The sequence below is a fragment of the Cutibacterium nasicola genome (genome assembly GCF_052654715.2).
Genome location: NZ_CP199745.2, coordinates 1,581,601 through 1,600,346 on the forward strand (window position 1 = coordinate 1,581,601; position 18,746 = coordinate 1,600,346).

Annotated in this window: 17 protein-coding genes, 1 pseudogene and 1 riboswitch; of the genes and pseudogenes, 9 read left to right on the plus strand and 9 right to left on the minus strand. The window is 63.5% G+C overall.

Annotated elements, in window-relative coordinates:
• Positions 1 to 80: 80 nt before the first annotated feature.
• Positions 81 to 1,307: a threonine/serine exporter family protein gene (locus ACUCCZ_RS07380; RefSeq protein WP_435917059.1), complete on the plus strand. Its 1,227-nt coding sequence runs from the start codon at positions 81 to 83 to the stop codon at positions 1,305 to 1,307.
• Here ACUCCZ_RS07380 and ACUCCZ_RS07385 read toward each other — a convergent pair whose 3' ends face one another.
• Positions 1,308 to 4,259 (minus strand): bifunctional [glutamine synthetase] adenylyltransferase/[glutamine synthetase]-adenylyl-L-tyrosine phosphorylase, encoded by a 2,952-nt coding sequence (locus tag ACUCCZ_RS07385; RefSeq protein ID WP_435916915.1) that lies wholly within the window; start codon positions 4,257 to 4,259, stop codon positions 1,308 to 1,310. It lies immediately after the preceding gene.
• A 129-nt stretch (positions 4,260 to 4,388) separates the two neighbouring features.
• Between ACUCCZ_RS07385 and ACUCCZ_RS07390 the strand changes: the two genes are divergently transcribed.
• Positions 4,389 to 5,192 carry a sterol carrier family protein gene (locus ACUCCZ_RS07390; protein ID WP_435916916.1) on the plus strand — a complete coding sequence of 268 codons (804 nt, stop codon included), beginning with the start codon at positions 4,389 to 4,391 and terminating at the stop codon, positions 5,190 to 5,192.
• Positions 5,193 to 5,204: 12 nt separating this feature from the next.
• Here the strand turns inward: ACUCCZ_RS07390 and glnA are convergent, their stop codons facing one another.
• On the minus strand, positions 5,205 to 6,506 hold the full coding sequence (gene glnA / locus ACUCCZ_RS07395) for a type I glutamate--ammonia ligase (protein WP_435917060.1): 1,302 nt from the start codon (positions 6,504 to 6,506) through the stop codon (positions 5,205 to 5,207).
• A gap of 104 nt (positions 6,507 to 6,610) precedes the next feature.
• Here glnA and ACUCCZ_RS07400 point away from each other — a divergent pair.
• Together ACUCCZ_RS07400 and ACUCCZ_RS07405 are read left to right on the plus strand one after the other, a co-directional pair.
• Positions 6,611 to 6,682: pseudogene (locus ACUCCZ_RS07400) on the plus strand (hypothetical protein); the annotation flags it as partial.
• 396 nt (positions 6,683 to 7,078) lie between these two features.
• Complete coding sequence (locus ACUCCZ_RS07405) at positions 7,079 to 7,480, plus strand: hypothetical protein (protein WP_435917061.1); 402 nt, start codon at positions 7,079 to 7,081, stop codon at positions 7,478 to 7,480.
• Between the two features lie 4 nt (positions 7,481 to 7,484).
• On the opposite strand, the gene ACUCCZ_RS07410 is transcribed toward ACUCCZ_RS07405, so the two are convergent.
• Positions 7,485 to 7,676: a hypothetical protein gene (locus ACUCCZ_RS07410; RefSeq protein ID WP_435916917.1), complete on the minus strand. Its 192-nt coding sequence runs from the start codon at positions 7,674 to 7,676 to the stop codon at positions 7,485 to 7,487.
• Between the two features lie 69 nt (positions 7,677 to 7,745).
• Between ACUCCZ_RS07410 and ACUCCZ_RS07415 the strand changes: the two genes are divergently transcribed.
• The 5 genes from ACUCCZ_RS07415 (at position 7,746) to ACUCCZ_RS07435 (ending at position 13,473) form a co-directional block, all read left to right on the plus strand.
• Positions 7,746 to 9,131: an FtsX-like permease family protein gene (locus ACUCCZ_RS07415; protein ID WP_435916918.1), complete on the plus strand. Its 1,386-nt coding sequence runs from the start codon at positions 7,746 to 7,748 to the stop codon at positions 9,129 to 9,131.
• Complete coding sequence (locus ACUCCZ_RS07420) at positions 9,128 to 9,856, plus strand: ABC transporter ATP-binding protein (protein ID WP_435916919.1); 729 nt, start codon at positions 9,128 to 9,130, stop codon at positions 9,854 to 9,856. The genes ACUCCZ_RS07415 and ACUCCZ_RS07420 overlap by 4 nt, the downstream gene beginning before the upstream one ends.
• Before the next feature lie 259 nt (positions 9,857 to 10,115).
• Positions 10,116 to 10,829, plus strand: coding sequence for a type I methionyl aminopeptidase (map, locus tag ACUCCZ_RS07425; protein ID WP_462981569.1), 714 nt, complete (start codon positions 10,116 to 10,118; stop codon positions 10,827 to 10,829).
• 158 nt (positions 10,830 to 10,987) lie between these two features.
• Positions 10,988 to 13,261 carry a carbon starvation CstA family protein gene (locus ACUCCZ_RS07430; RefSeq protein ID WP_435916920.1) on the plus strand — a complete coding sequence of 758 codons (2,274 nt, stop codon included), beginning with the start codon at positions 10,988 to 10,990 and terminating at the stop codon, positions 13,259 to 13,261.
• Complete coding sequence (locus tag ACUCCZ_RS07435) at positions 13,258 to 13,473, plus strand: CstA-like transporter-associated (seleno)protein (RefSeq protein ID WP_435916921.1); 216 nt, start codon at positions 13,258 to 13,260, stop codon at positions 13,471 to 13,473. Before ACUCCZ_RS07430 ends, ACUCCZ_RS07435 begins: the two co-directional genes overlap by 4 nt.
• Before the next feature lie 22 nt (positions 13,474 to 13,495).
• Here ACUCCZ_RS07435 and ACUCCZ_RS07440 read toward each other — a convergent pair whose 3' ends face one another.
• The 6 genes from ACUCCZ_RS07440 to ACUCCZ_RS07465 form a co-directional block, all read right to left on the minus strand.
• Positions 13,496 to 14,128 (minus strand): (2Fe-2S) ferredoxin domain-containing protein, encoded by a 633-nt coding sequence (locus ACUCCZ_RS07440; protein WP_435916922.1) that lies wholly within the window; start codon positions 14,126 to 14,128, stop codon positions 13,496 to 13,498.
• A complete protein-coding gene (locus tag ACUCCZ_RS07445; RefSeq protein WP_435916923.1) occupies positions 14,125 to 14,916 on the minus strand; it encodes an ABC transporter ATP-binding protein in 792 nt (263 codons plus the stop codon). The genes ACUCCZ_RS07440 and ACUCCZ_RS07445 overlap by 4 nt, the downstream gene beginning before the upstream one ends.
• A complete protein-coding gene (locus ACUCCZ_RS07450; RefSeq protein ID WP_435916924.1) occupies positions 14,913 to 15,947 on the minus strand; it encodes a FecCD family ABC transporter permease in 1,035 nt (344 codons plus the stop codon). The genes ACUCCZ_RS07445 and ACUCCZ_RS07450 overlap by 4 nt, the downstream gene beginning before the upstream one ends.
• Positions 15,944 to 16,957, minus strand: coding sequence for an ABC transporter substrate-binding protein (locus ACUCCZ_RS07455; RefSeq protein ID WP_435916925.1), 1,014 nt, complete (start codon positions 16,955 to 16,957; stop codon positions 15,944 to 15,946). The genes ACUCCZ_RS07450 and ACUCCZ_RS07455 overlap by 4 nt, the downstream gene beginning before the upstream one ends.
• 41 nt (positions 16,958 to 16,998) lie before the next feature.
• A riboswitch (cobalamin riboswitch) is annotated at positions 16,999 to 17,184 on the minus strand.
• 335 nt (positions 17,185 to 17,519) lie between these two features.
• Positions 17,520 to 18,050 carry a hypothetical protein gene (locus tag ACUCCZ_RS07460; protein ID WP_435916926.1) on the minus strand — a complete coding sequence of 177 codons (531 nt, stop codon included), beginning with the start codon at positions 18,048 to 18,050 and terminating at the stop codon, positions 17,520 to 17,522.
• Between the two features lie 215 nt (positions 18,051 to 18,265).
• Positions 18,266 to 18,634, minus strand: coding sequence for an antitoxin HicB (locus ACUCCZ_RS07465; protein WP_435916927.1), 369 nt, complete (start codon positions 18,632 to 18,634; stop codon positions 18,266 to 18,268).
• Positions 18,635 to 18,746: the final 112 nt, after the last annotated feature.

An 18,746-nucleotide genomic window follows, 5' to 3' on the forward strand; every position in this document is an offset into this window, starting at 1 on the left:
ATTCCCCGAGCCCCACCGACGACCTGAGACACGACCACGAATTCGTCAATGACACCGAAGCCGTCATCCGGCTGGGATCAATGTTGCTGTCGTCCGGTACCGGGTCCTACCGGGTGAAGAGGGCCATGTCGGACGCCGGTCAGGCCCTCGGCATGGACCGTATCGACGCCACCGTCGGACTCACCGAGATCACCGCTACCGCCCACCGCGGAGACAACTTCCGCACCGTCGCCCGCGAGGTGTACCGGGTTCGCGTCGACTCCTCCCGGATATCATCGTTGGAGGAGTTGGCCCATCATCTGCCGGCAGGCACCACGGGACGTGACTTGGAATCACGGCTGGACCACATCTCACGAACCGTGAGTCCGAAATGGGCCGAGTGGCAGACCGTCCTGGCAGGCGGGGTCGCGTGCGCCGGATTCGCCATCCTCAACAAGTTCTCGCTGGCCGACTCCCTCGTCGTCCTGGTGGCGGCCTCGGTCGGACAGTTCGTGCGTGGTCGTCTCAACCGACGCTGGCTCAACCAGTTCGGGGTGGCGGCTCTCGCCTCGAGCGCGGCCTGCCTGGTCTACCTACTGCTCGCTGACTTGTTGACCGGGGCCGGCCTGCACACCATCCACGGTCCCGGATACGTCGCCTCGTTGCTGTTCCTGGTGCCTGGGTTCCCGATGATCACCTCGATCCTCGACATGGTCAGGATGGACTTCACGGCCGGTCTGAGCCGAGCGACCTATTCCGTCGGCCTGATTCTGGCAGCGACGATGTCCGCCTGGGTGTTCTCGGCTGCCACCGGGCTGCAGCCGCTACCGGCCCAGACGGTTTTCCCGAATCCTTGGGCTTGGCTGGCCTATGCCCTCGCAACGGCGTGCGGAGTTGCCGGATTCGCCATCCTCTTCAACTCGTCGCCGCGCATGGTCGCCTGGGCAGCAGCATTGGGAGTGTGTGGGAACCTGTGCCGTCTGGCCTTGGTCAACGTCCATCTACCAGTTCAGCTGGCAGCCGGTGTCGGTGGTCTCGTCATCGGCTTCCTCGCCAGCCCGCTGTCAGCCAGGACGAAACTGCCACGTATCACCTTGACCGTCCCGGCCTGCGTCATCATGGTCCCGGGGGCTGCGATGTACCGCACCGTCTACTGGCTCAACGGCGAGGACATGACGAAGGCCCTTACTTTCGGAGCTGACGCCGTCCTCACCGTCATCCTCATCGCCTGCGGACTTGCCGTAGCCCGGATGTGCACCGACCCGGCTTGGGCCCGCAACCTTCCGGTGCCCAGCCCGCACGCCTTCAAGTTCTCCGATCAGGACTGATCACTGGTTCCAGAACACGGCGTCAACGACCTTGGACGCACGCCGACAGTGCCGCAGGTGGTCCTCGATGAGCTGTTCAGAAGCTCCTCGGCCCATCCTCAGAACCCGTGCGATGACGTCAAGATCAATGGAGTCCGAGGGGATGACGTCGCTGGGACGCCCCCGCACCACCGTGATCGCATTGCGCAGTCGGCTGGCTGCCAACCAGGAATCGCGCAGTTCTGCATGCTGCCCGCTGTCAAGGTATCCGGAAGCCAGTGCAGCGTCGAGGGCCTCGATCGTCGACGTCGTGCGCAGTGCAGGCTCCGTGCCAGCATGCTGCAGCTGAAGAATCTGCGCAGTCCACTCGATGTCGGACAGACCCCCCGGCCCGAGCTTGAGATGACGTCTCGGATCGATCCCACGCGGAATCCGCTCAGACTCCATTCGTGCCTTGAGCCTACGGATCTCGGCCAACTGGCTGGACGTCAGGCCATTGGCCGGGTAACGCAGGTTGTCGACGCACTGGAGCAGCGCAGTCGTCAGCTCTGGGTCTCCGGCGCCGTGGTTCGCCCGCAAGAGAGCCTGGGACTCCCAGGTGCTCGACCACTTCCCGTAGTACGTGCGATAACTCTCCAGGCTACGAACCATCGGCCCGGAGCGACCCTCCGGACGTAGGTCCGCGTCGAGCACCACAGCTGGATCTGCACCGTTCCTGCCGAGCAGGTTGCGCAACCTGGTGACGATGCGCAGTGCCTTCTCAACGGCGCCCGGACCGTCCCCGACGACGAAGAGGCAGTCGGCGTCGGAACCGTAGGACAACTCCCGGCCGCCCCAGCGGCCCATTGAGACGATCCCGATCGGGGGGGCATCCTCAACTCCTCGCGAGACTGCGCCCAGTGCTGCGTCGATCGTCGCTCCCGTCAGATCGGTGAGGGCCTGACCAATGCGCAGGGTGTCGGTGACGTCGAGAGTGTCGGCCACCAGAATCCGGAACAATTCACGACGCCGCACCGCTCGGATCGCCCCGACCGCCTCCTCGACATCGTGATGGCGTCTGGCGACGGCATTCATCTGGCGAGTCAGGTCATCGCGGTCTAGCGGGGTCAAGTCATCGTCAACGAGTACCTGTGCGGTCTCGGGGGCGCGGGTGAGGACGTCGACGGCATATCTCGACGTCGCCAGCACTGTTGCCAGTCGTTGAGCCATCGCCCCCTCGTCGCGCATTGCGCGCAGGTACCACGGTGACTCTCCCAGAGCCTCGGAGACCTGGCGGAAGGCCAGCAGGCCATTGTCAGGACTGGGGCCGTCGGCCAGCCAGGCGAGCATGGCCGGCATGAGGGCTGTCTGGATACGCACTGCTCGGCTGGTACCACTGGTGAGGGCCTCGATGTGACGCAGACCGGCGTCCTCGTCATGGAATCCCAAGGCACTCAGCCGCACCTTGGCAGCCTCCGGGCTCATCCGCAGATCCTCGGTGGGGATCCGGGCAACAGCCTCCACCACTGGTGAGTAGAACACCTGGCCGTGAGTCCGCAGGACTGCCTTCGAGGTCGCGGTCCACACACCGCGCACCTCGTCGGGGGTGTGCAGCCCGACTGCCCGAGCCAGCCTGCGCAAACCTGACTCATCATCAGGAAGGAGGTGGGTACGACGCAACCGGAACATCTGCACCCGATGCTCCATCACCCGTTCCAGCCGGTAGGCCTCCTCGAGACGTTCAGCTGCGCCTCGGGAGATGTAACCACCAGCAGCCAGTGCGCGCAGAGCAGGCAAGGTGGCTCTCACCCGCAGCGACTCGTCGTGACGTCCGTGAACCAGCTGCAGCAACTGGGCGGTGAATTCGACGTCCCGCAATCCGCCCGCACCCAGCTTGATCTCGCGTCCCTTCTCCTTGGCCGCGATGAGGGAGACGACCCGGGTTCGCATGGCGCGGGTTTCCGGGACGAAGCCCTCGGCCTCTCCGACCTGCCACACCATCGGTGAGACCATCTCGACGAATCTCTGACCCAAATCGAGGTCACCGGCCATCGGGCGAGCCTTGAGGAGTGCCTGGAACTCCCAATTCTTCGCCCATTTCTCGTAGTAGGTGGACATCGAGTCCATGGTTCGCACCAGTGGGCCGGCATTGCCCTCGGGACGCAGGGCAGCGTCGACCTGCCAGATCGAGCCCGCTGCGGAATGAGCCGAGCAGATCCGTGCCACCGAGGCTGCCAATGTGGTGGCGATGTCAACAGCCCGAGCTCCTGAGATGCCCTCGCGGGCCGGCTCAGCGACATGGATGACGTCGACGTCGGAGATGTAATTGAGTTCTTGGGCCCCGCACTTTCCCATTGCGATGACGGCCAGCCGGGCGTCGGCGTGGTCCGGACAGTCAGCGCGCGCCAAAGCCAGTGCGGCGGTGACGATGGCATCAGCCAGGTCTGCCAGTTCACCGGCGATGTCCTCGATGATCTCGGTCGGGTCGGCTGCGCCGACGTCTCGGCAGGCGATCCGCACCAGATGACGTCGGTTGGCCAATCTCAGCCGATCTGCTGCCGAGCCGGTGGGCGTCTCGGCCACCAGGAACTCACCATCCTGGTGAGCTCCGACGACCTCGAGAAGATCCTCGCGGATCTGGTCACGACTGTGGCGCACGGGATCATGAGCAATGTCGTCCAGGTCGTCCGGATGGGTGATGAGGTGGTGACCCAACTCCCTGGAGGCTCCCAGGAGGCGCACCAGTCGGCATGCCGAGTCATCGGCGCCAAGCAGGTCGATGACACGGTGCGGGGATTGCCGTGAAAGATCTGCCAAGGCGTCGAGGGCAAGATCAGGGTCACATGACGTCTCGAGATGATGCTCCCATCCCGCCAGTCGGTTGGGGTCAGCCCCGATCGTTTCTGTCACACGACGGTGGTGGGTCAGGGCCGCCTCAGCGTCCATCACTCCCAAGCGCAATAAGTCCACCCTGACACTCGGCTTGCGATCCACCGTGACCACCCCCTTGAGGGCACATTAGCCGACGAGGGACACTGACGTGTTGCTCAGTCGTTACGTCAGTGTCGAATGGGTGTACGGTCCCTGCAACTAGCTTCTCCTAGTGTCCTTGAGGTGACGATCATGGCAGCACGCACAGAACGCGGCGTGAGGCGGTTGGCGACGACATGGGTGGCCACCGCCCGCTCGTTGCTGCCGCCGGCCACGAGCGGGACTCCCGGTCCTGCCGATGCGCGACTGTGGGGACGTCACCACATCGCCCACCTCATGGTCATCCTCACCGACACCTTGCAGACCGTCACCACCCCGACGACGATCAGGCCGATCACCCTGGCCAGAGTGGTCGACGAACGTCGCAAGGCCGCTGGAACCTTGACGACAATCGGCGATGACGTCGTCGCCAACGACACCGCCACCCGCCTTGCCAGTCAGGGCCAGCATCTTCTCAGCGAGGTCGAATCGGTTCTGCTGGCCTCTCCGGGCCCCTCGGCGACGGTGGAGTCCCTCGTCGGCCCGGTCCGTGTGACTGACCATCTGCGAGCAACCCTGCTTGCCATGGTTGCCATGGGCCTACACGACGGGGGCGACGTCGCGTCGGTCGCCATCACCGAGAGCTGCCGGACGCTCGCAACCGTCCTTGACGAGTCCCACGGCGGACGCACCATCGAGCTGCGGGTGCCCCCGGCCTGTGCGGTCCAGTTGGCGGCCACCGAGTCGGGACCGAACCATCACCGTGGGACCCCTCCCAATGTTGCCGAGATGGATCCCGTCACCTTCTTGCAGCTGGCCACTGGCTTCTCCCACTGGCAAGAGATGCGCGAGGCAAGACGGGTCCAGGCTTCCGGGTCCCACGTCGACGACGTCGCCGACATCCTGCCGGTGGTGAACATGGCCGGAGTTCTCGACAAGATCCTCGCCGAGGACTGATCGGCCTCTCGCTCACAGGTGGGGCAGATAACGATCCAACTCGAACTGGCTGACCTGTCGGTTGTACTCCTCGAACTCCGCCCGCTTGTTGCGCAGGAAGAAGTCGTAGACGTGCTCGCCGAGGGTCTCGGCCACCAGCTCGGACTCCTCCATGCACCGGATGGCGGCACCCAGGCTCTGTGGCAGCCGTTTGATACCGAGGGCATGGCGCTCCCGAGCCGACAGCTGCCAGACGTCGTCGGAGGCCTCCTCTGGAAGCGGCAGCTCCTTCTCGATACCGTCCAGACCAGCAGCCAGTACCAAGGAATAGGCCAGGTACGGGTTCGCAGCCGAATCAATGGAGCGCAGCTCAACCCGCGCCGCCGACGCCTTGTCCGGCTTGTACATCGGGATCCGGACGAGGGCCGAGCGGTTGTTACGTCCCCAGCAGATGTAGTTGGGGGCCTCCCCCCCGCCCGAGAGCCGTCGATACGAGTTCACCCACTGATTCGTGACGGCGGTGATCTCCGGAGCGTGGTGAAGCAGGCCCGCCACGAAGTGTTTGGCCACCGGCGACATGCGGAACTCGTCAGCCACGTCGTAGAAGGCATTGGTGTCGCCCTCGAACAGGGAGACGTGGGCGTGCATTCCCGATCCGGCGTGGTTGGTGAAGGGCTTGGGCATGAAGGTGGCCTTGATGCCCTTGAGGGAGGCGATCTCCCGAATGACCACGCGGAAGGTCATGATGTTGTCGGCCATCGTCAGGGCGTCAGCGTAACGCAGATCAATCTCGTGCTGACCGGGAGCGGCCTCGTGGTGACTGAACTCCACCGAGATACCCATCTGCTCCAGAACGTTGATGGCGTCACGACGGAAGTCGGTGCCCGCGCCCAGGGTGGTGTGATCGAAGTAGCCGCCGTTGTCGAGGGCGACGGGAGCCCCACCAGGCTGGTGCTCCTCCTTGAGCAGGTAGAACTCGATCTCCGGGTGCACGTAGAAGGTGAACCCCATGTCAGCGGCCCGGGCCATCGTCTTCTTGAGGACGTGACGCGGATCTGCTGCCGAGGCCGTGCCGTCGGGATTGGTGATATCGCAGAACATCCGAGCGGTGCCGGTGCCCGAGCGCCACGGCAGCACCTGGAAGGTGGCCGGGTCAGGATGGGCCACCATGTCTGCCTCGTAGACGCGGGCGTAACCCTCAATAGCCGAACCGTCGAAACCGACGCCTTCGGCAAAAGCACCCTCGACCTCAGCGGGGGCGATGGCGACGGACTTGAGTGATCCCAGGACGTCGGTGAACCACAGCCTCACGAAACGAATATTGCGTTCCTCCATGGAACGCAGGACGAAATCATTCTGCCTGCTCACCCCTCCAGTGTGCATGGCGCGTGTTTCGAGCGGGTAACAAGCGCGCTGAAACGTCTCGGTAGACTACCGACATGGCTTCGGGTCCTCAGGCAGGGTGGTATCGAGATCCTGATGGCACCCCAGATCGCTATCGCTGGTTCGACGGCGAGCGCTGGACGGACCGCACCGCCACCTCCCCAGAGCCTTCTCCGCAACGCAGCGGAAGGCGGAAGCCTGGCAACAATGGTGGCCGCGGTTCGGGCTGGGTGTGGGCACTCATCGTCGTGGTGCTCATCGTCGCCGTCATTGCTGCTCTCGGTCTGCGACAACACACGGCATCCGAGCACCACGCAGAACCCGATCTCAATTCCTCCTCACCGACCATCTCGGCGTGGAACGAGAAGTCGAGCACCCCGTCGGCCAGCTCCTCGGCGGTCACTTGTCCGCAAGGCCAGCACCCCGGGGACTCGGACACCACTGACGGCCGGTTGCATGGTGGTGGCGTCTCGGTGGACTCCATCCCCAACTGGCGTCACCAGAACCTGGTTCTGCCGTGGGTGATGGGTCAGTCGGCGCAGATTGATGACGTCTACCCCGGTTGGATGAGCGTGTCCGGGGTCGGTGGCCTGCCGGTCGCAGAGGGATTCTCCGATCCCCAGACCGCGGCATCGATGATGATGGACTGCTTCGCCAGCTCTGACTACTACATGGGCTACACCGGTGAGAAGGAGCTTCGCTCGGAAGCCCTCACGATTGATGGTCATTCGGCCTGGTGGAAGCGCAACGAGATCTACGTGACGCTGCCGAATCTGCCACAAGTGCGTGGTGACGTTGTCGACGTGGTGGTTGTCGACACCGACGAGACCGACTTCCTTGGCATGTATTTCAATTCAGCCACGATCGGGGACTCCGCCCGCCAAGCTCAAGTCGATCACGCCAGAGAATCACTGACAGTGGGCTGAGAACTCACTCATCTTCCAGATCGTTGAACTGCGGATCATTGTCCCAGACGTCGTCGCGCGCTTCCATTGTCTCCAATGCCTCAGCCGCCGTTTGCAGGTTCGAGTATCGGCCGGGGCGATCGGCAGCCTGACAGTGGTCAGCCCCTTCAACGGTGTGGTGCCATGAGCACCAGAAGCCTTCCTGCCCGTCAGCCATGAGTTCTCCTCACCCCCGATTGATACGATTCAAGCCCCACACGCCCCTTCCTTCGATTGGTGAAGCTTCATGACCTTCAGAATTGCCATGAATTCGGTCATCAAAGGCGCGACATCATGGCTGACTCTCATCGTGGCCTCGGTAGTGCTCATGGTGGTAGTGACGCTGAGCCTCGGCCTTGTCGTCGCCGGGGCGAGCACCCAGGGAGAGGCCCAAGAAGCCTATGCATCAATGGGAGGGGTCTCATTGGGATTCACCGTGCTTACTGGGCTGGCATCCTTCCGACTCGTGGTAAGCATCTGTGTCGGACTGCAACGTCGGGACGTCGCATTGTGGCAGATCGTCGGCGTCATGCCAGCCGCCGCCTTGGCCATCATGGCTATCGAGGTCGTGCTCGTCACGGTGATCTCGGGGCTGATCGGAGCGTTAGTCGCCGTGGCGCTCTGGCCCGGCTATGCCAGCCTCGTTGATGGCAGTGGACTGCCGCACAGCGATGTGCTCGCTGGACCGCTACCTGCCCCGGCAACGGTCATCGGAGTGGCGACAACGGCTGTTGTAAGCCTGTTGTCAGGACTCAGATCGGCAAAGAAGACTGTTCGCGCGAATCTGGTCGCAAGTTCCCAGCAAGACACTCCGGCGCACACCACGGTAGGCGTCAAAATTGCTACTGCGATGGCAGCGCTCACGCTCACCGCCGGGGCAGTGACGCTCTACATTGTGATTGGCCGCACGGATCGAGTGACCAACCCCGAGCAGGTGGCCGAACTCCTCACGTCCTATCCGGGAATGGGCCTACTGGACTGCCTGATATTCGCAGTGGTCGCCGGGCCGGTGACGCGCTTCCTGACGGTGACGATGAAGGCTGTCCCTGCTGGAATCCCTGGATTCCTCGCCTCCCGCGAAGCCGCTGCCAGACCGGCACTCACTCGTGCCCTCATCGTGCCCATCACCCTGGCAGCCGCCGCCGTTGGCGTCATGTCCAGCTGGATCAAGGTGGTGGCAACGGTCATGGACACCAGCGCCCCCGGGACGGATTCAGTTTCAGCCCCACCACGATTGATGGCCTTGTTGTTCGGTGGCCCACTCATCGTGGCGTGCGTATGCGCGGCCTCAATCGTGTTCGCTACCGCGTCCCACCGACGCCGTGACAACGCACTGCTTGCCGTATCGGGAGCCACGACTCGTGACATCCGGACCAAGATCTTCGTCGAAACCGCAATCTATGCCGTGATCTGCCTGGTGTGTTCGTACGCAATCGTCATCACCAACGAGATCGCCATGGCAACCGCTTTGTCTGCTGGACCAGCAGGTTCAGTACCAATTCAGGCTCCTGACTGGAAGGCCGCCGCCGTCGTGGCATTTGGTATCTCCCTGACCCTCGTCATGCTCCTCATGATCACGACATCTGGTATGCGCCGGGAGCCGGTCGCCGTCGTCTTGGGATCGCGCTCATGACGGCACTGATTAGCGCACGCGACGTGCACAAAGGATTTGGTCGCGGCTCCCAACGTGTAGACGTTCTCAAAGGCGTCGATTTTGATGCCCATCCAGGCGAATTCGTCGCCATTGTCGGTAGCTCAGGGGCCGGGAAATCGACCCTTTTGTACTGCTTGTGTGGACTCGTCGCAGCCGACAGCGGTCAGATCAGCCTGGCCGGAAATGATCTGGGCTCGGCAGGCAGATCACGGTTGGCACGAATCCGCCGCGACCATGTCGGGTTCATCTTCCAAGACCTCAACCTCATCAGTTCTTTGAACGTACGCGACAATGTTGCCTTGCCGGCCCGTCTCACCGGGATGAAACCCCGTAGGCGCGACATCATGGATGCCCTGGAAACAGTCGGACTCACGTCTTGTGCCGGTAAGTACCCCAATCAGCTATCCGGTGGCCAACGTCAGCGAGTAGCCATCGCGCGATCCCTGGTGCGCAAACCCCAGGTCCTGTTCGCCGACGAGCCGACCGGCTCGCTGGACGTAACCGTCCGAGACACCGTCTTGGAGCTGCTACAGCACACGGTGACCCCATCGACGTCGCTGGTGATGGTGACCCACGATCTTGATATTGCCGCGACAGCGGACCGGGTGATCGTGCTCGCGCACGGACGTCATGACCAGGAGCTCACCCACCCAAGTTCGGCTGAGATTTTCGCTGCCCTGCACCGCCCCGGGGAGCATATGTGACATCGGGAATTGCCCGGCACCTCGACGCACAAGACGACGCGATCACCGAAGACCAGAAGAGAGCCAGCACTCATCGCTGATGCCCAGATCCTGGCTGCACGACCTACACTGAATTGATGTGAGTGCCATCAAGCCGTATCCCCAGAGCCCCCGTCGTCACGTCCCCGGCAGCATTGCCCGTCCCCCATACGTGGGTCTGGGCGACGTCTCGGAAACCTACGACGGCTCCCACGTGCAGAGCCCAGAGACGATCGCCGCCATGGAGGAGGCCGGTCGGATCGCGTGCGGTGCCATGCACGAGGCCGGCAAGGCGGTGGCACCGGGAGTCACCACCGACGAGCTCGACCGTATCGCCCATGAGTACATGTGCGACCACGGCGCCTACCCGTCGACCCTCGACTACCGCAACTACCCCAAGTCCTGCTGCACCAGCGTCAACGAGGTTATCTGCCACGGCATCCCCGACACCCGCCCGTTGGAGGACGGCGACATCGTCAAGATCGACGTCACGGCCTACAAGAACGGCGTACACGGCGACAACTGCTACACCTTCCCGTGCGGCAACGTTGATCAGGAGTCCCTCGACCTCATCAAGCGCACCGAGGAGTCCATGAACCGCGCCATCAAGGCTGTCAAGCCTGGTCGTTCGATCTCCATTATCGGTCGCATCATCGAGAACTACGCCAAGCGATTCGGGTACGGCGTGGTGCGCGACTACACCGGGCACGGGGTCCACAGTGCCTTCCACTCCGGCCTTGTCGTCTTCCATTACGACGAGCCGCGTTACGACGTCACCCTCGAGGAGGGCATGACGCTGACCATCGAGCCGATGCTCACTCTCGGTGACCAGTCCAATCATCAGTGGGACGACGGCTGGACGGTCCTCACCAATGACGGCTCCAGGTGCGCCCAATTCGAACAAACTCTCGTCATCGAGAAGGCTGGAGGGCGCATCCTCACCACCCTCGACTGACCCAATACCTCTTTGACAAGCCCCGGAACCAGCCATGGTCCCGGGGCTTCGATCGTGTTCTCGTGTGCGCTGTTCCACCATGAGTAAACATTAAGGTAACCTCACCGATGCCAATGGCACTGCGCGGTGCCACGACCAATCGACACAGAGGTCAACCTATGAGTTCACAGACTCACCCAGCCACCGCAGACAGTCGCGACGATCGACCCCCAACACACATCAGCGCGGGGGATCGCGCCAAGCACGACGCCTGGACGCCCGGCAAGGTCATCCTCTGGGTGATCATCTGCCTCATCGCCGGACTCGGGTGGTGGATGCTCGCCATCCACCGGGGCGAAACCGTCAACGGCATCTGGTTCGTCTTCGCCGCCGTCGGCTCGTACTTCATCGGCTACCGGTTCTACGCACAGTACATCCAGGACAAACTCGTCCATCCCGACGACGAACGAGCCACCCCAGCCGAGTATGACTACAACGGCCGGGACTTCGTGCCCACGGATCGCCGCATCCTCTACGGCCATCACTTCGCGGCCATCGCGGGTGCCGGCCCTCTCGTCGGCCCGGTGCTGTCGGCTCAGATGGGCTACCTGCCGAGCACGATCTGGATCATCGTGGGCGTCATCCTCGCCGGTGCCGTGCAGGACTACCTGGTCCTCGTCATCTCCATGCGGCGTGGCGGACGGTCCCTGGGCCAGATGGCCAAGGACGAACTGGGACGTGTCGGCGGCATCGCTGCCCTGGTCGCCACTCTGACGATCATGCTCATCATCGTGGCCATCCTCGCCATGGTCGTCGTCAACTCGCTGGCCGCCTCGTCATGGGGAGTGTGGAGCGTCGGTCTGACGATTCCGATCGCCCTTCTCATGGGCTTCTACCTGCGTCACTTGCGCCCCGGCAAGGTGCTCGAGGTCTCCCTCATCGGCATCGTCCTGCTGGTACTGGCCATCGCCTCGGGAGCCTGGATCGAAAACACCGCCATCGCCAGCACACTCCACCTGAGCAAGCTGTTCCTGGCCTGGGCCATCATCCTCTACGGATTCATCGCCGCAGTACTCCCCGTCTGGATGCTGCTGGCTCCCCGTGACTACCTCTCGACCTTCCTGAAGGTCGGCGTCATCGCGATGCTGGCCGTCTCGATCGTCGTCGTCCGACCGGTCATCACCGTCCCAGCCATGACGGTGTACGCCCACACCGGTACCGGCCCGGTGTTCTCCGGAAAACTGTTCCCCTTCCTCTTCGTGACGATCGCTTGTGGCGCCCTGTCTGGTTTCCACGCGACGATCTCCTCAGGTACTACCCCGAAGCTCATCGAGAAGGAGTCCCAGGCACGCTTCATCGGTTACGGCGGCATGCTCATGGAGTCCTTCGTCGCGATCATGGCCCTGGTGGCTGCCCTGTCGGTGGACCGTGGCATCTACTTCGCCATGAACTCACCCGCCGGAGCGACGGGCAACACCGTCCAGAGCGCGGTGGCCTACGTCAACTCACTCGGTTTGTCGGGTGTGCACACCGATGCCACCTCCCTGACGACGACGGCCAAACTCGTCGGCGAGACGTCGATCATCAGTCGTACCGGTGGCGCACCGACCCTTGCAGTGGGCCTGGCGACGATCATGCGTCAGCTCTTCGGTGGCCCGGCCATGATGAGCTTCTGGTACCACTTCGCGATCATGTTCGAGGCATTGTTCATCCTCACCTCAGTCGATGCCGGTACGCGTGTCGCCCGGTTCATGCTCTCGGACGCCCTGGGCAACTTCTGGCCGCATCTCAAGGACCACTCCTGGAAGGTCGGCTCCTGGCTCACAACCGCGATCATGGTTGCCGGCTGGGGATCGATTCTGCTCATGGGAGTCAATGACCCGCTGGGCGGCATCAACACCCTCTTCCCGCTTTTCGGCATCGCGAACCAGCTGCTGGCTGCCGTCGCCCTGTCAATCTGCCTGGTCGTGTTCGCCCGCGCCGGTCACACGTGGAGGTTGCTCATCATCTTCGTGCCGACGCTCTTCACCGCCGTCATCACGGTGTACGGCTCCTGGCTGAAGATCTTCTCCCCCGACCCGAAGATCGGTTATTGGGCCAACCACATGACGTACAAGCGAGCCATTGCCGCCGGCAAGACCTCGCTCGGCCAGGCCAAGAACATCAACGAGATGCACACCGTGGTCGGTAACACCGCCATCCAGGGGACGATGTCGATCGTCTTCGTCATCTGCGCTCTCATCGTCATGATCGTGGCCTGCATCCGCACCGTCCAGGCACTGCGCGGCCACAACATCATCAACACCGAGGATCCGGCCAGGCCGTCCCAACTCTTCGCACCCAGTGGCCTCGTCGCCAACAAGGTCGAAAAGGATCTTCAGGCCGAGTGGGACAAGTTCTACCAGACTCATCCCGAGCTTGACCTGGAGCACGTTCACAAGGAGCATGCGTGACCGACGCACCACGACATCTGCCCACCGATCCACTGTGGCGACGATGCTGGTCGTCGCTGCGGTGGTGGGTGCGCGGGGTCACCGGAGCTGACGCCTACGACAACTACCTCGAGTGGTGTCGACGCACGGGTCACGAGCCGATGCCGGAGAAGGCCTTCTGGCGTGACCAGTGTGACCGTCAGGACCGCAATCCCCAGGCACGATGCTGCTGACCCCTACCACCGGGCTTTCGTGTCAGTGACGGGAGGGCCCGGTCAGGTCCGACACGATGCGATCAAGGTTGTCCTCGGTCACCTGGATGCACTCACCATCCGGCCACACCACTATGAGAGGGGCATGATTGCATGGGAACATGCACCCCGTCACCGTGACGAGAACCTCCGTGTCCAGGGCGTGTGCCTGTGCCAGTTTCTCCTGAAGACGTGCGTGTAGGTCAGCGGCGCCGGCCGCGCTGCAGCGAGGGCCTCGACAGGTGAGCAGATGATGTCGGAAAGAGGGGAAATCCTGCCAGGCCGGGCTGTGCAACGGTGCTTCGGCGCCTGTCACGGTTCGCCACTGGCCACGGAGTTCCTGATTCGGACGGACAACCCCGACGTGCACGACAACGGTTGGCCCGTTCTCATGACCACGCACCCATTGACCAGCAACCCGCCGAAGCCAGGACAGCGGCACCGGTCCGTCGCCGCGACTCCATCCGACAAGCTCGACCCGGTCGTCGTCAACGGCGTCAAGAACATCTGCGAGCGCTGGGCCAGGGCCCTGCAAGCATGCACTCCGGTCGGCAACCACGTGACGGGCCACCACTTCCGCGCTGGCCTCGTCACAGGCATCCTCCCAGCGCAGCGAGACAGCGATGCGCGTCGTCACGGCTGCAACCTCCGCCAGGTGAATCCACGTCTGGAATCTGACCAGACCTCGCCGTCAACCCCGAAATGGTCGCGGACGAGGTCAGGGGTCAATACCTCGGAGGTCGGCCCTGCCGCGACCATCCGGCCCGAGTCCAGCACGATGAGGTCATCTGCGTAGGCAACGGCCAGGTCAAGATCGTGGATGACGGTCACCGTTGTCAGACCAAGCCCGCGCACTCTCTCCAGCAGGTCAATCTGGTGACGCAGGTCGAGATGGTTCGTGGGTTCATCCAGGAGCAGGATCTCAGGTTCCTGGGTGAGGGCTCGGGCCAACTGGACCCGCTGCTTCTCTCCTCCTGAGAGGGACGACCACGCTCGATCGGCAAGATCAGCAATCCCGGTCGACGCCATCGCGTTCTCGACGACCTCCCAGTCACGCCCCCTCCGACGATTCACGCTGCCGATCCCCCAACCTCCCAGGTGCGGGATACGACCCAGCTGGACGACGTCGCGCACCGTCAGTTCCACGTGGGCCGAAGGATTCTGCTCGAGAAGGGCCATCGTCCGGGAGCGCTGCTTGGCACCGATCTTCGCCAGGTCCCGCTCCCCCAGCCACACCCGTCCCGCGCTGGGCTTCCGCAACCCCGCCAGCAGGTGCAGCAGGGTCGTCTTCCCAGATCCGTTCAGTCCAATGACCATCGTCACGGTATTCGGCCGAATCTCCACGTTGATCCCGGACAGGATCGTCGTGCCATCGACGTCCCACCCGAGGTTCTCGGCCCGCAGAGCGGTTGCCGTCGATGTCATGATCGAGACGCCTGACGACGTAGCAGAACGACCAACACCGGGGCTCCGACAGCCGCCGTGACGACCCCGACCGGGATCTCGGTGTCAGGGCGCAAGCACCTCGCTGCGGTGTCTGACCACACCATGAGCAGAGCCCCGGCGAGGGCAGATGCCGGCAACAGCCGCGCGTGCCGTGGCCCGGTCCAGAACCTCACGATGTGCGGAACCGTCAGACCGACGAAGCCGATGGGACCGACGAAGGCGACGCTGAGAGCGGTCAGCAACGCGGTGCCCGCCATGATCATCCAGCGCACAGCGTTGACCGGTACTCCCAGGGACATCGCGCTGACGTCGCCAAAGGCGAAAGCGTCAAGGGTGTGGCACAACGCCATCCCGGCGATGAGGGCCGGAACGGTGGCGACGGCCAGGGTGATCGTCGATCCCCATCTCAAACCGGTGAACGACCCGAGGGTCCAGGACAAGGCTGATCGAGCGGCGTTCGACTCGCCGAACACCATGATCATCATGGACACCGCCGCCCCGCACAACTGTCCGACGGCCACCCCAGCCAGGATCGTCCGGCTGGCGGGTAACTCCCCGGACTTGCCAGTGGCCATGGCCAGCACCATGATCAGGGCTCCGACCGCCCCACCGAATGAGGCCAGTGCCATGAGGACGGACTGCCCCAGAGCGCTGGAGATCCCGACGATAAGGACGAAGACCGCACCGACCGAGGCTCCACTGGAGATGCCGAGCAGATAAGGATCAGCCAGGTCATTACCCGTCAGGGTCTGCAACACCGCGCCACACATCGCCAGCAGGGCACCCACGGCCATTGACCCGATGACACGCGGGGCCCGCAGCTGCCAGACGATCTGATCGTCGAGAATAGTAACGTCGGCACCCTCGATGAGGCGGAATCGTCGGGCCATCACCTTCGCGACGTCATGGACAGGAAGGTGCACCGCCCCGATTCCCAGCACCACGAGGACACTACCGACCAGGGCGATGATGAAGCCGGCGACGATCAGCCAGCTGCGCCAGCGACTCACTTGCCGGCGATCTTCGCCAGACCGTCATTGAGAGTCTTGGCACCGTCCACGAGTTCGGCACCAGGGGTGCTCTGGGAGAACGGCACGGTGACGAATTTGTTCTCCTTGACGGCCTTCATCTGGCTGAGGACGGGGTCCTTCCTCATATAGTCGATCTTCGACGTCGCCGTGGACCAGCTGGCATCGGCGACGACGATGACGTCAGGATTGGATGCGACGATCTTCTCCCAGGAGCCGTCTGACCAACCGCCGTCCAGACTGGCGAACAGGTTCTTGGCACCCACCGCATCCATGAGGAGCTGCGGACCGCCATGACCGGCACCGATGAACGGGGTCTTGTCCCCGGAGTCGAACCACACGATGGACGTACCGGTGCCGTGCTTGTTCCCGGTGACCTCCTCGAGGGCATCGCGTTGCTCGGAAATAGCCTTGTCAGCAGCCTTCTTGGCGCCGATCAGGGTTCCGACCTCGCGCATCTCCTTCCAGACGTTGTCCCAGGTCGCCTCGACTGACGGCGTGCCCTTCGGGCAGCCGAAGGGACTGATATAGGTGGCAATTCCCTGCTTCTTCAGCTCATCGCGGGTACCGACAGCCTTGTCGGTGAAGGCACTGGAATACGACGACAGTGCCAGATCAGGCTTGGCAGCAAGGAAGGTCTCCTTGGACGGGTATTCCTTGGAGAGCACCTCGACCGAGTCATAGGCCTTCTTCCACTTCGTCGGGATGTCACTGTCAAGGTACGCGGTGCCGACGAGTTTGGACTCACCGCCGATGGCCAGCACGTCCTCGGTGGCTCCCTGGTTGAGGGTCACCGCCCGCGTGGCAGGCTTGTCAAGGGTGACCTGCTGACCGCAGTTGGTGATGGTGACCGATCCAGAAGCCGATACGGAGGCGGAAGCCGATGGTGAGGACGCGGAATCCTTGGGGGCACCGGCACATCCCGCGAGCAGGAGGGTGGAAAACACCGACGCCACGAGGGCGCGGCGAAGGAATGACGAGGTGACGGGCATGAGGAAACCAACTTTCTGTGTCCGGCGTGCGCGGCCGAGTACCGACAGGGCGTCGTCAGGTGGTCTTCGGGCTCGACCTCGTCTCCGTTCCCGGCTCCTTCCCAGTGCTCACGGCACCAGTGGCGTCGGCCGGGGCAGATCAGTCATACCGCTGCGCGTCAGCTCCGGCTTCTCACCGGATTCCAGCGCTGATGGGGGCACCAGCAACCTGACCCGAGGATGTTATCACCCCCTTCGTATACCCTCCGTCAGGGGTGATTCACCTCACTTGAACCGATCACCGAAACGAATCGTCGTCTTCCGGTAAAAACTTTGTTGTAGGCGGCTCGACGCGGGTCCCGCAGCCATCCCATTCCCCTGCGGCCGTACCGGGGACGAGGGTGCGCTTGACGGTCCTCGTGACTCGGCCACGCATCCTGTCCGAGATGGACTTGGACAGGCTGGGAGTGCGAATTCCGAACTTCATCGACCCGATGACTGGAGGACGAGCCATCCTGTAAGCCAGGTCGGATGCGGAGACATCCCCGCGTGAATGAGCAGCGAGGCGTGAAAATGCCTCGGGTCATGCCACCCCGACCTCGGCCACAGCTCGAGGCCCTCCACGGCGCGACGTCACGATCGCCCCAGATCCGCCCGGCCATACGCCAGACCACCCTGGTCGCCCACACCAGCCCCTCAGGCCCCCGCCAAAGCTCTCGCGCCGCCCCTCAAGGGCCTGTCTCGCGACCCGCCCCAGCGCAATCGTGCGCACCGCCCGGGGAGTCTTCGGAGGCCCCCAGGTGGCATCAGCGCCGCCGGACAACAGCTGTCGATCAATCCTCATGCGATCGCCAGCGACTCGATCCCATGTCAGTCCGCGTAACTCCCGCTGCCTCATGCCAGTCGCAGCCACCACCACGACCATCGACCGCTGACGTGGTGTCATCACCGTCGCGATGTGATCCACCTGGTCGATTGAAAGAATCGCCAGCTTCGACGGCCACACAGCTGGCAGGCGGACCCCCACGCGCGGATTGACCTCAATGATCTCGTCATCAACAACCTGTCGCGCCGACTCGCGCCAATCCAACCGCCCCGTCATCCACCGATGCATCCACTCATCCAGCGTCACACCGGCAGCTTTGACGGACTGACCTCATGCTCGCGGATCAGGGCCGCCGCCTCCTTGTGGGCACACGAGCGCCAATGGCGCCAACCGGTCGTCCACCCAGACCACCTGCCAACGCTTCCCACGGCTCCAACGTGCACTGCGCACCCTTTTACCGCCGTTAGGGTTGGCGTCGTTCCATCGATCCCGCACATTCCCCATCAGCGGGCAAGCTGGGCGACCCTGCCCCGGGTGACACCGAGAATGGACGCACACTCAGCCATCGTCAACCCCTGCGCGCGAAGCGTCCGCACAGCTTCGCGTGAGGCGACAGCGGCGGCTGCCTGGGCCTCGATGGCTGCGCGGGTTTGTGCCCGCGCAGCCATCGCCTGATCGTATCCGCCGATCTCGGGAATAATGGTGATGTCCCAATCGTCATGACTGGTGGCCTCGTCGAGGGTGTCGAGGTAGTCGCGTACCTGCCGGTCTGCCTGGTCGAGGGTGCGAACTTGGGTGCAATTGTCGTCGTCGAGGTGGAGTTCCCATCCTCCACTCCAGCGGATGGCGTGAACAGTGAGTTGGCTGGTCATGCTTTGCTCCTCTCGATAGCCGCGAGGGCTTGCCGGACGACGCCGGGGAAACTTCGCGGATGCGTGTAATGATCACCGTGTGCGAGCCGTTGGTCCACTTCACGTGGTCACC

Excerpts from the sequence above, each read along its gene's own strand:
- ACUCCZ_RS07380 (WP_435917059.1), top strand. The coding sequence starts at position 81 with ATGTTGCTGTCGTCCGGTACCGGGTCCTACCGGGTGAAGAGGGCCATG.
- ACUCCZ_RS07390 (WP_435916916.1), top strand. The coding sequence starts at position 4,389 with ATGGCAGCACGCACAGAACGCGGCGTGAGGCGGTTGGCGACGACATGG.
- glnA (WP_435917060.1), bottom strand. The coding sequence starts at position 6,506 with ATGGAGGAACGCAATATTCGTTTCGTGAGGCTGTGGTTCACCGACGTC.
- ACUCCZ_RS07405 (WP_435917061.1), top strand. The coding sequence starts at position 7,079 with ATGGGTCAGTCGGCGCAGATTGATGACGTCTACCCCGGTTGGATGAGC.
- ACUCCZ_RS07410 (WP_435916917.1), bottom strand. The coding sequence starts at position 7,676 with ATGGCTGACGGGCAGGAAGGCTTCTGGTGCTCATGGCACCACACCGTT.
- ACUCCZ_RS07415 (WP_435916918.1), top strand. The coding sequence starts at position 7,746 with ATGACCTTCAGAATTGCCATGAATTCGGTCATCAAAGGCGCGACATCA.
- ACUCCZ_RS07420 (WP_435916919.1), top strand. The coding sequence starts at position 9,128 with ATGACGGCACTGATTAGCGCACGCGACGTGCACAAAGGATTTGGTCGC.
- map (WP_462981569.1), top strand. The coding sequence starts at position 10,116 with ATGGAGGAGGCCGGTCGGATCGCGTGCGGTGCCATGCACGAGGCCGGC.
- ACUCCZ_RS07430 (WP_435916920.1), top strand. The coding sequence starts at position 10,988 with ATGAGTTCACAGACTCACCCAGCCACCGCAGACAGTCGCGACGATCGA.
- ACUCCZ_RS07445 (WP_435916923.1), bottom strand. The coding sequence starts at position 14,916 with ATGACATCGACGGCAACCGCTCTGCGGGCCGAGAACCTCGGGTGGGAC.
- ACUCCZ_RS07455 (WP_435916925.1), bottom strand. The coding sequence starts at position 16,957 with ATGCCCGTCACCTCGTCATTCCTTCGCCGCGCCCTCGTGGCGTCGGTG.
- ACUCCZ_RS07460 (WP_435916926.1), bottom strand. The coding sequence starts at position 18,050 with ATGCATCGGTGGATGACGGGGCGGTTGGATTGGCGCGAGTCGGCGCGA.
- ACUCCZ_RS07465 (WP_435916927.1), bottom strand. The coding sequence starts at position 18,634 with ATGACCAGCCAACTCACTGTTCACGCCATCCGCTGGAGTGGAGGATGG.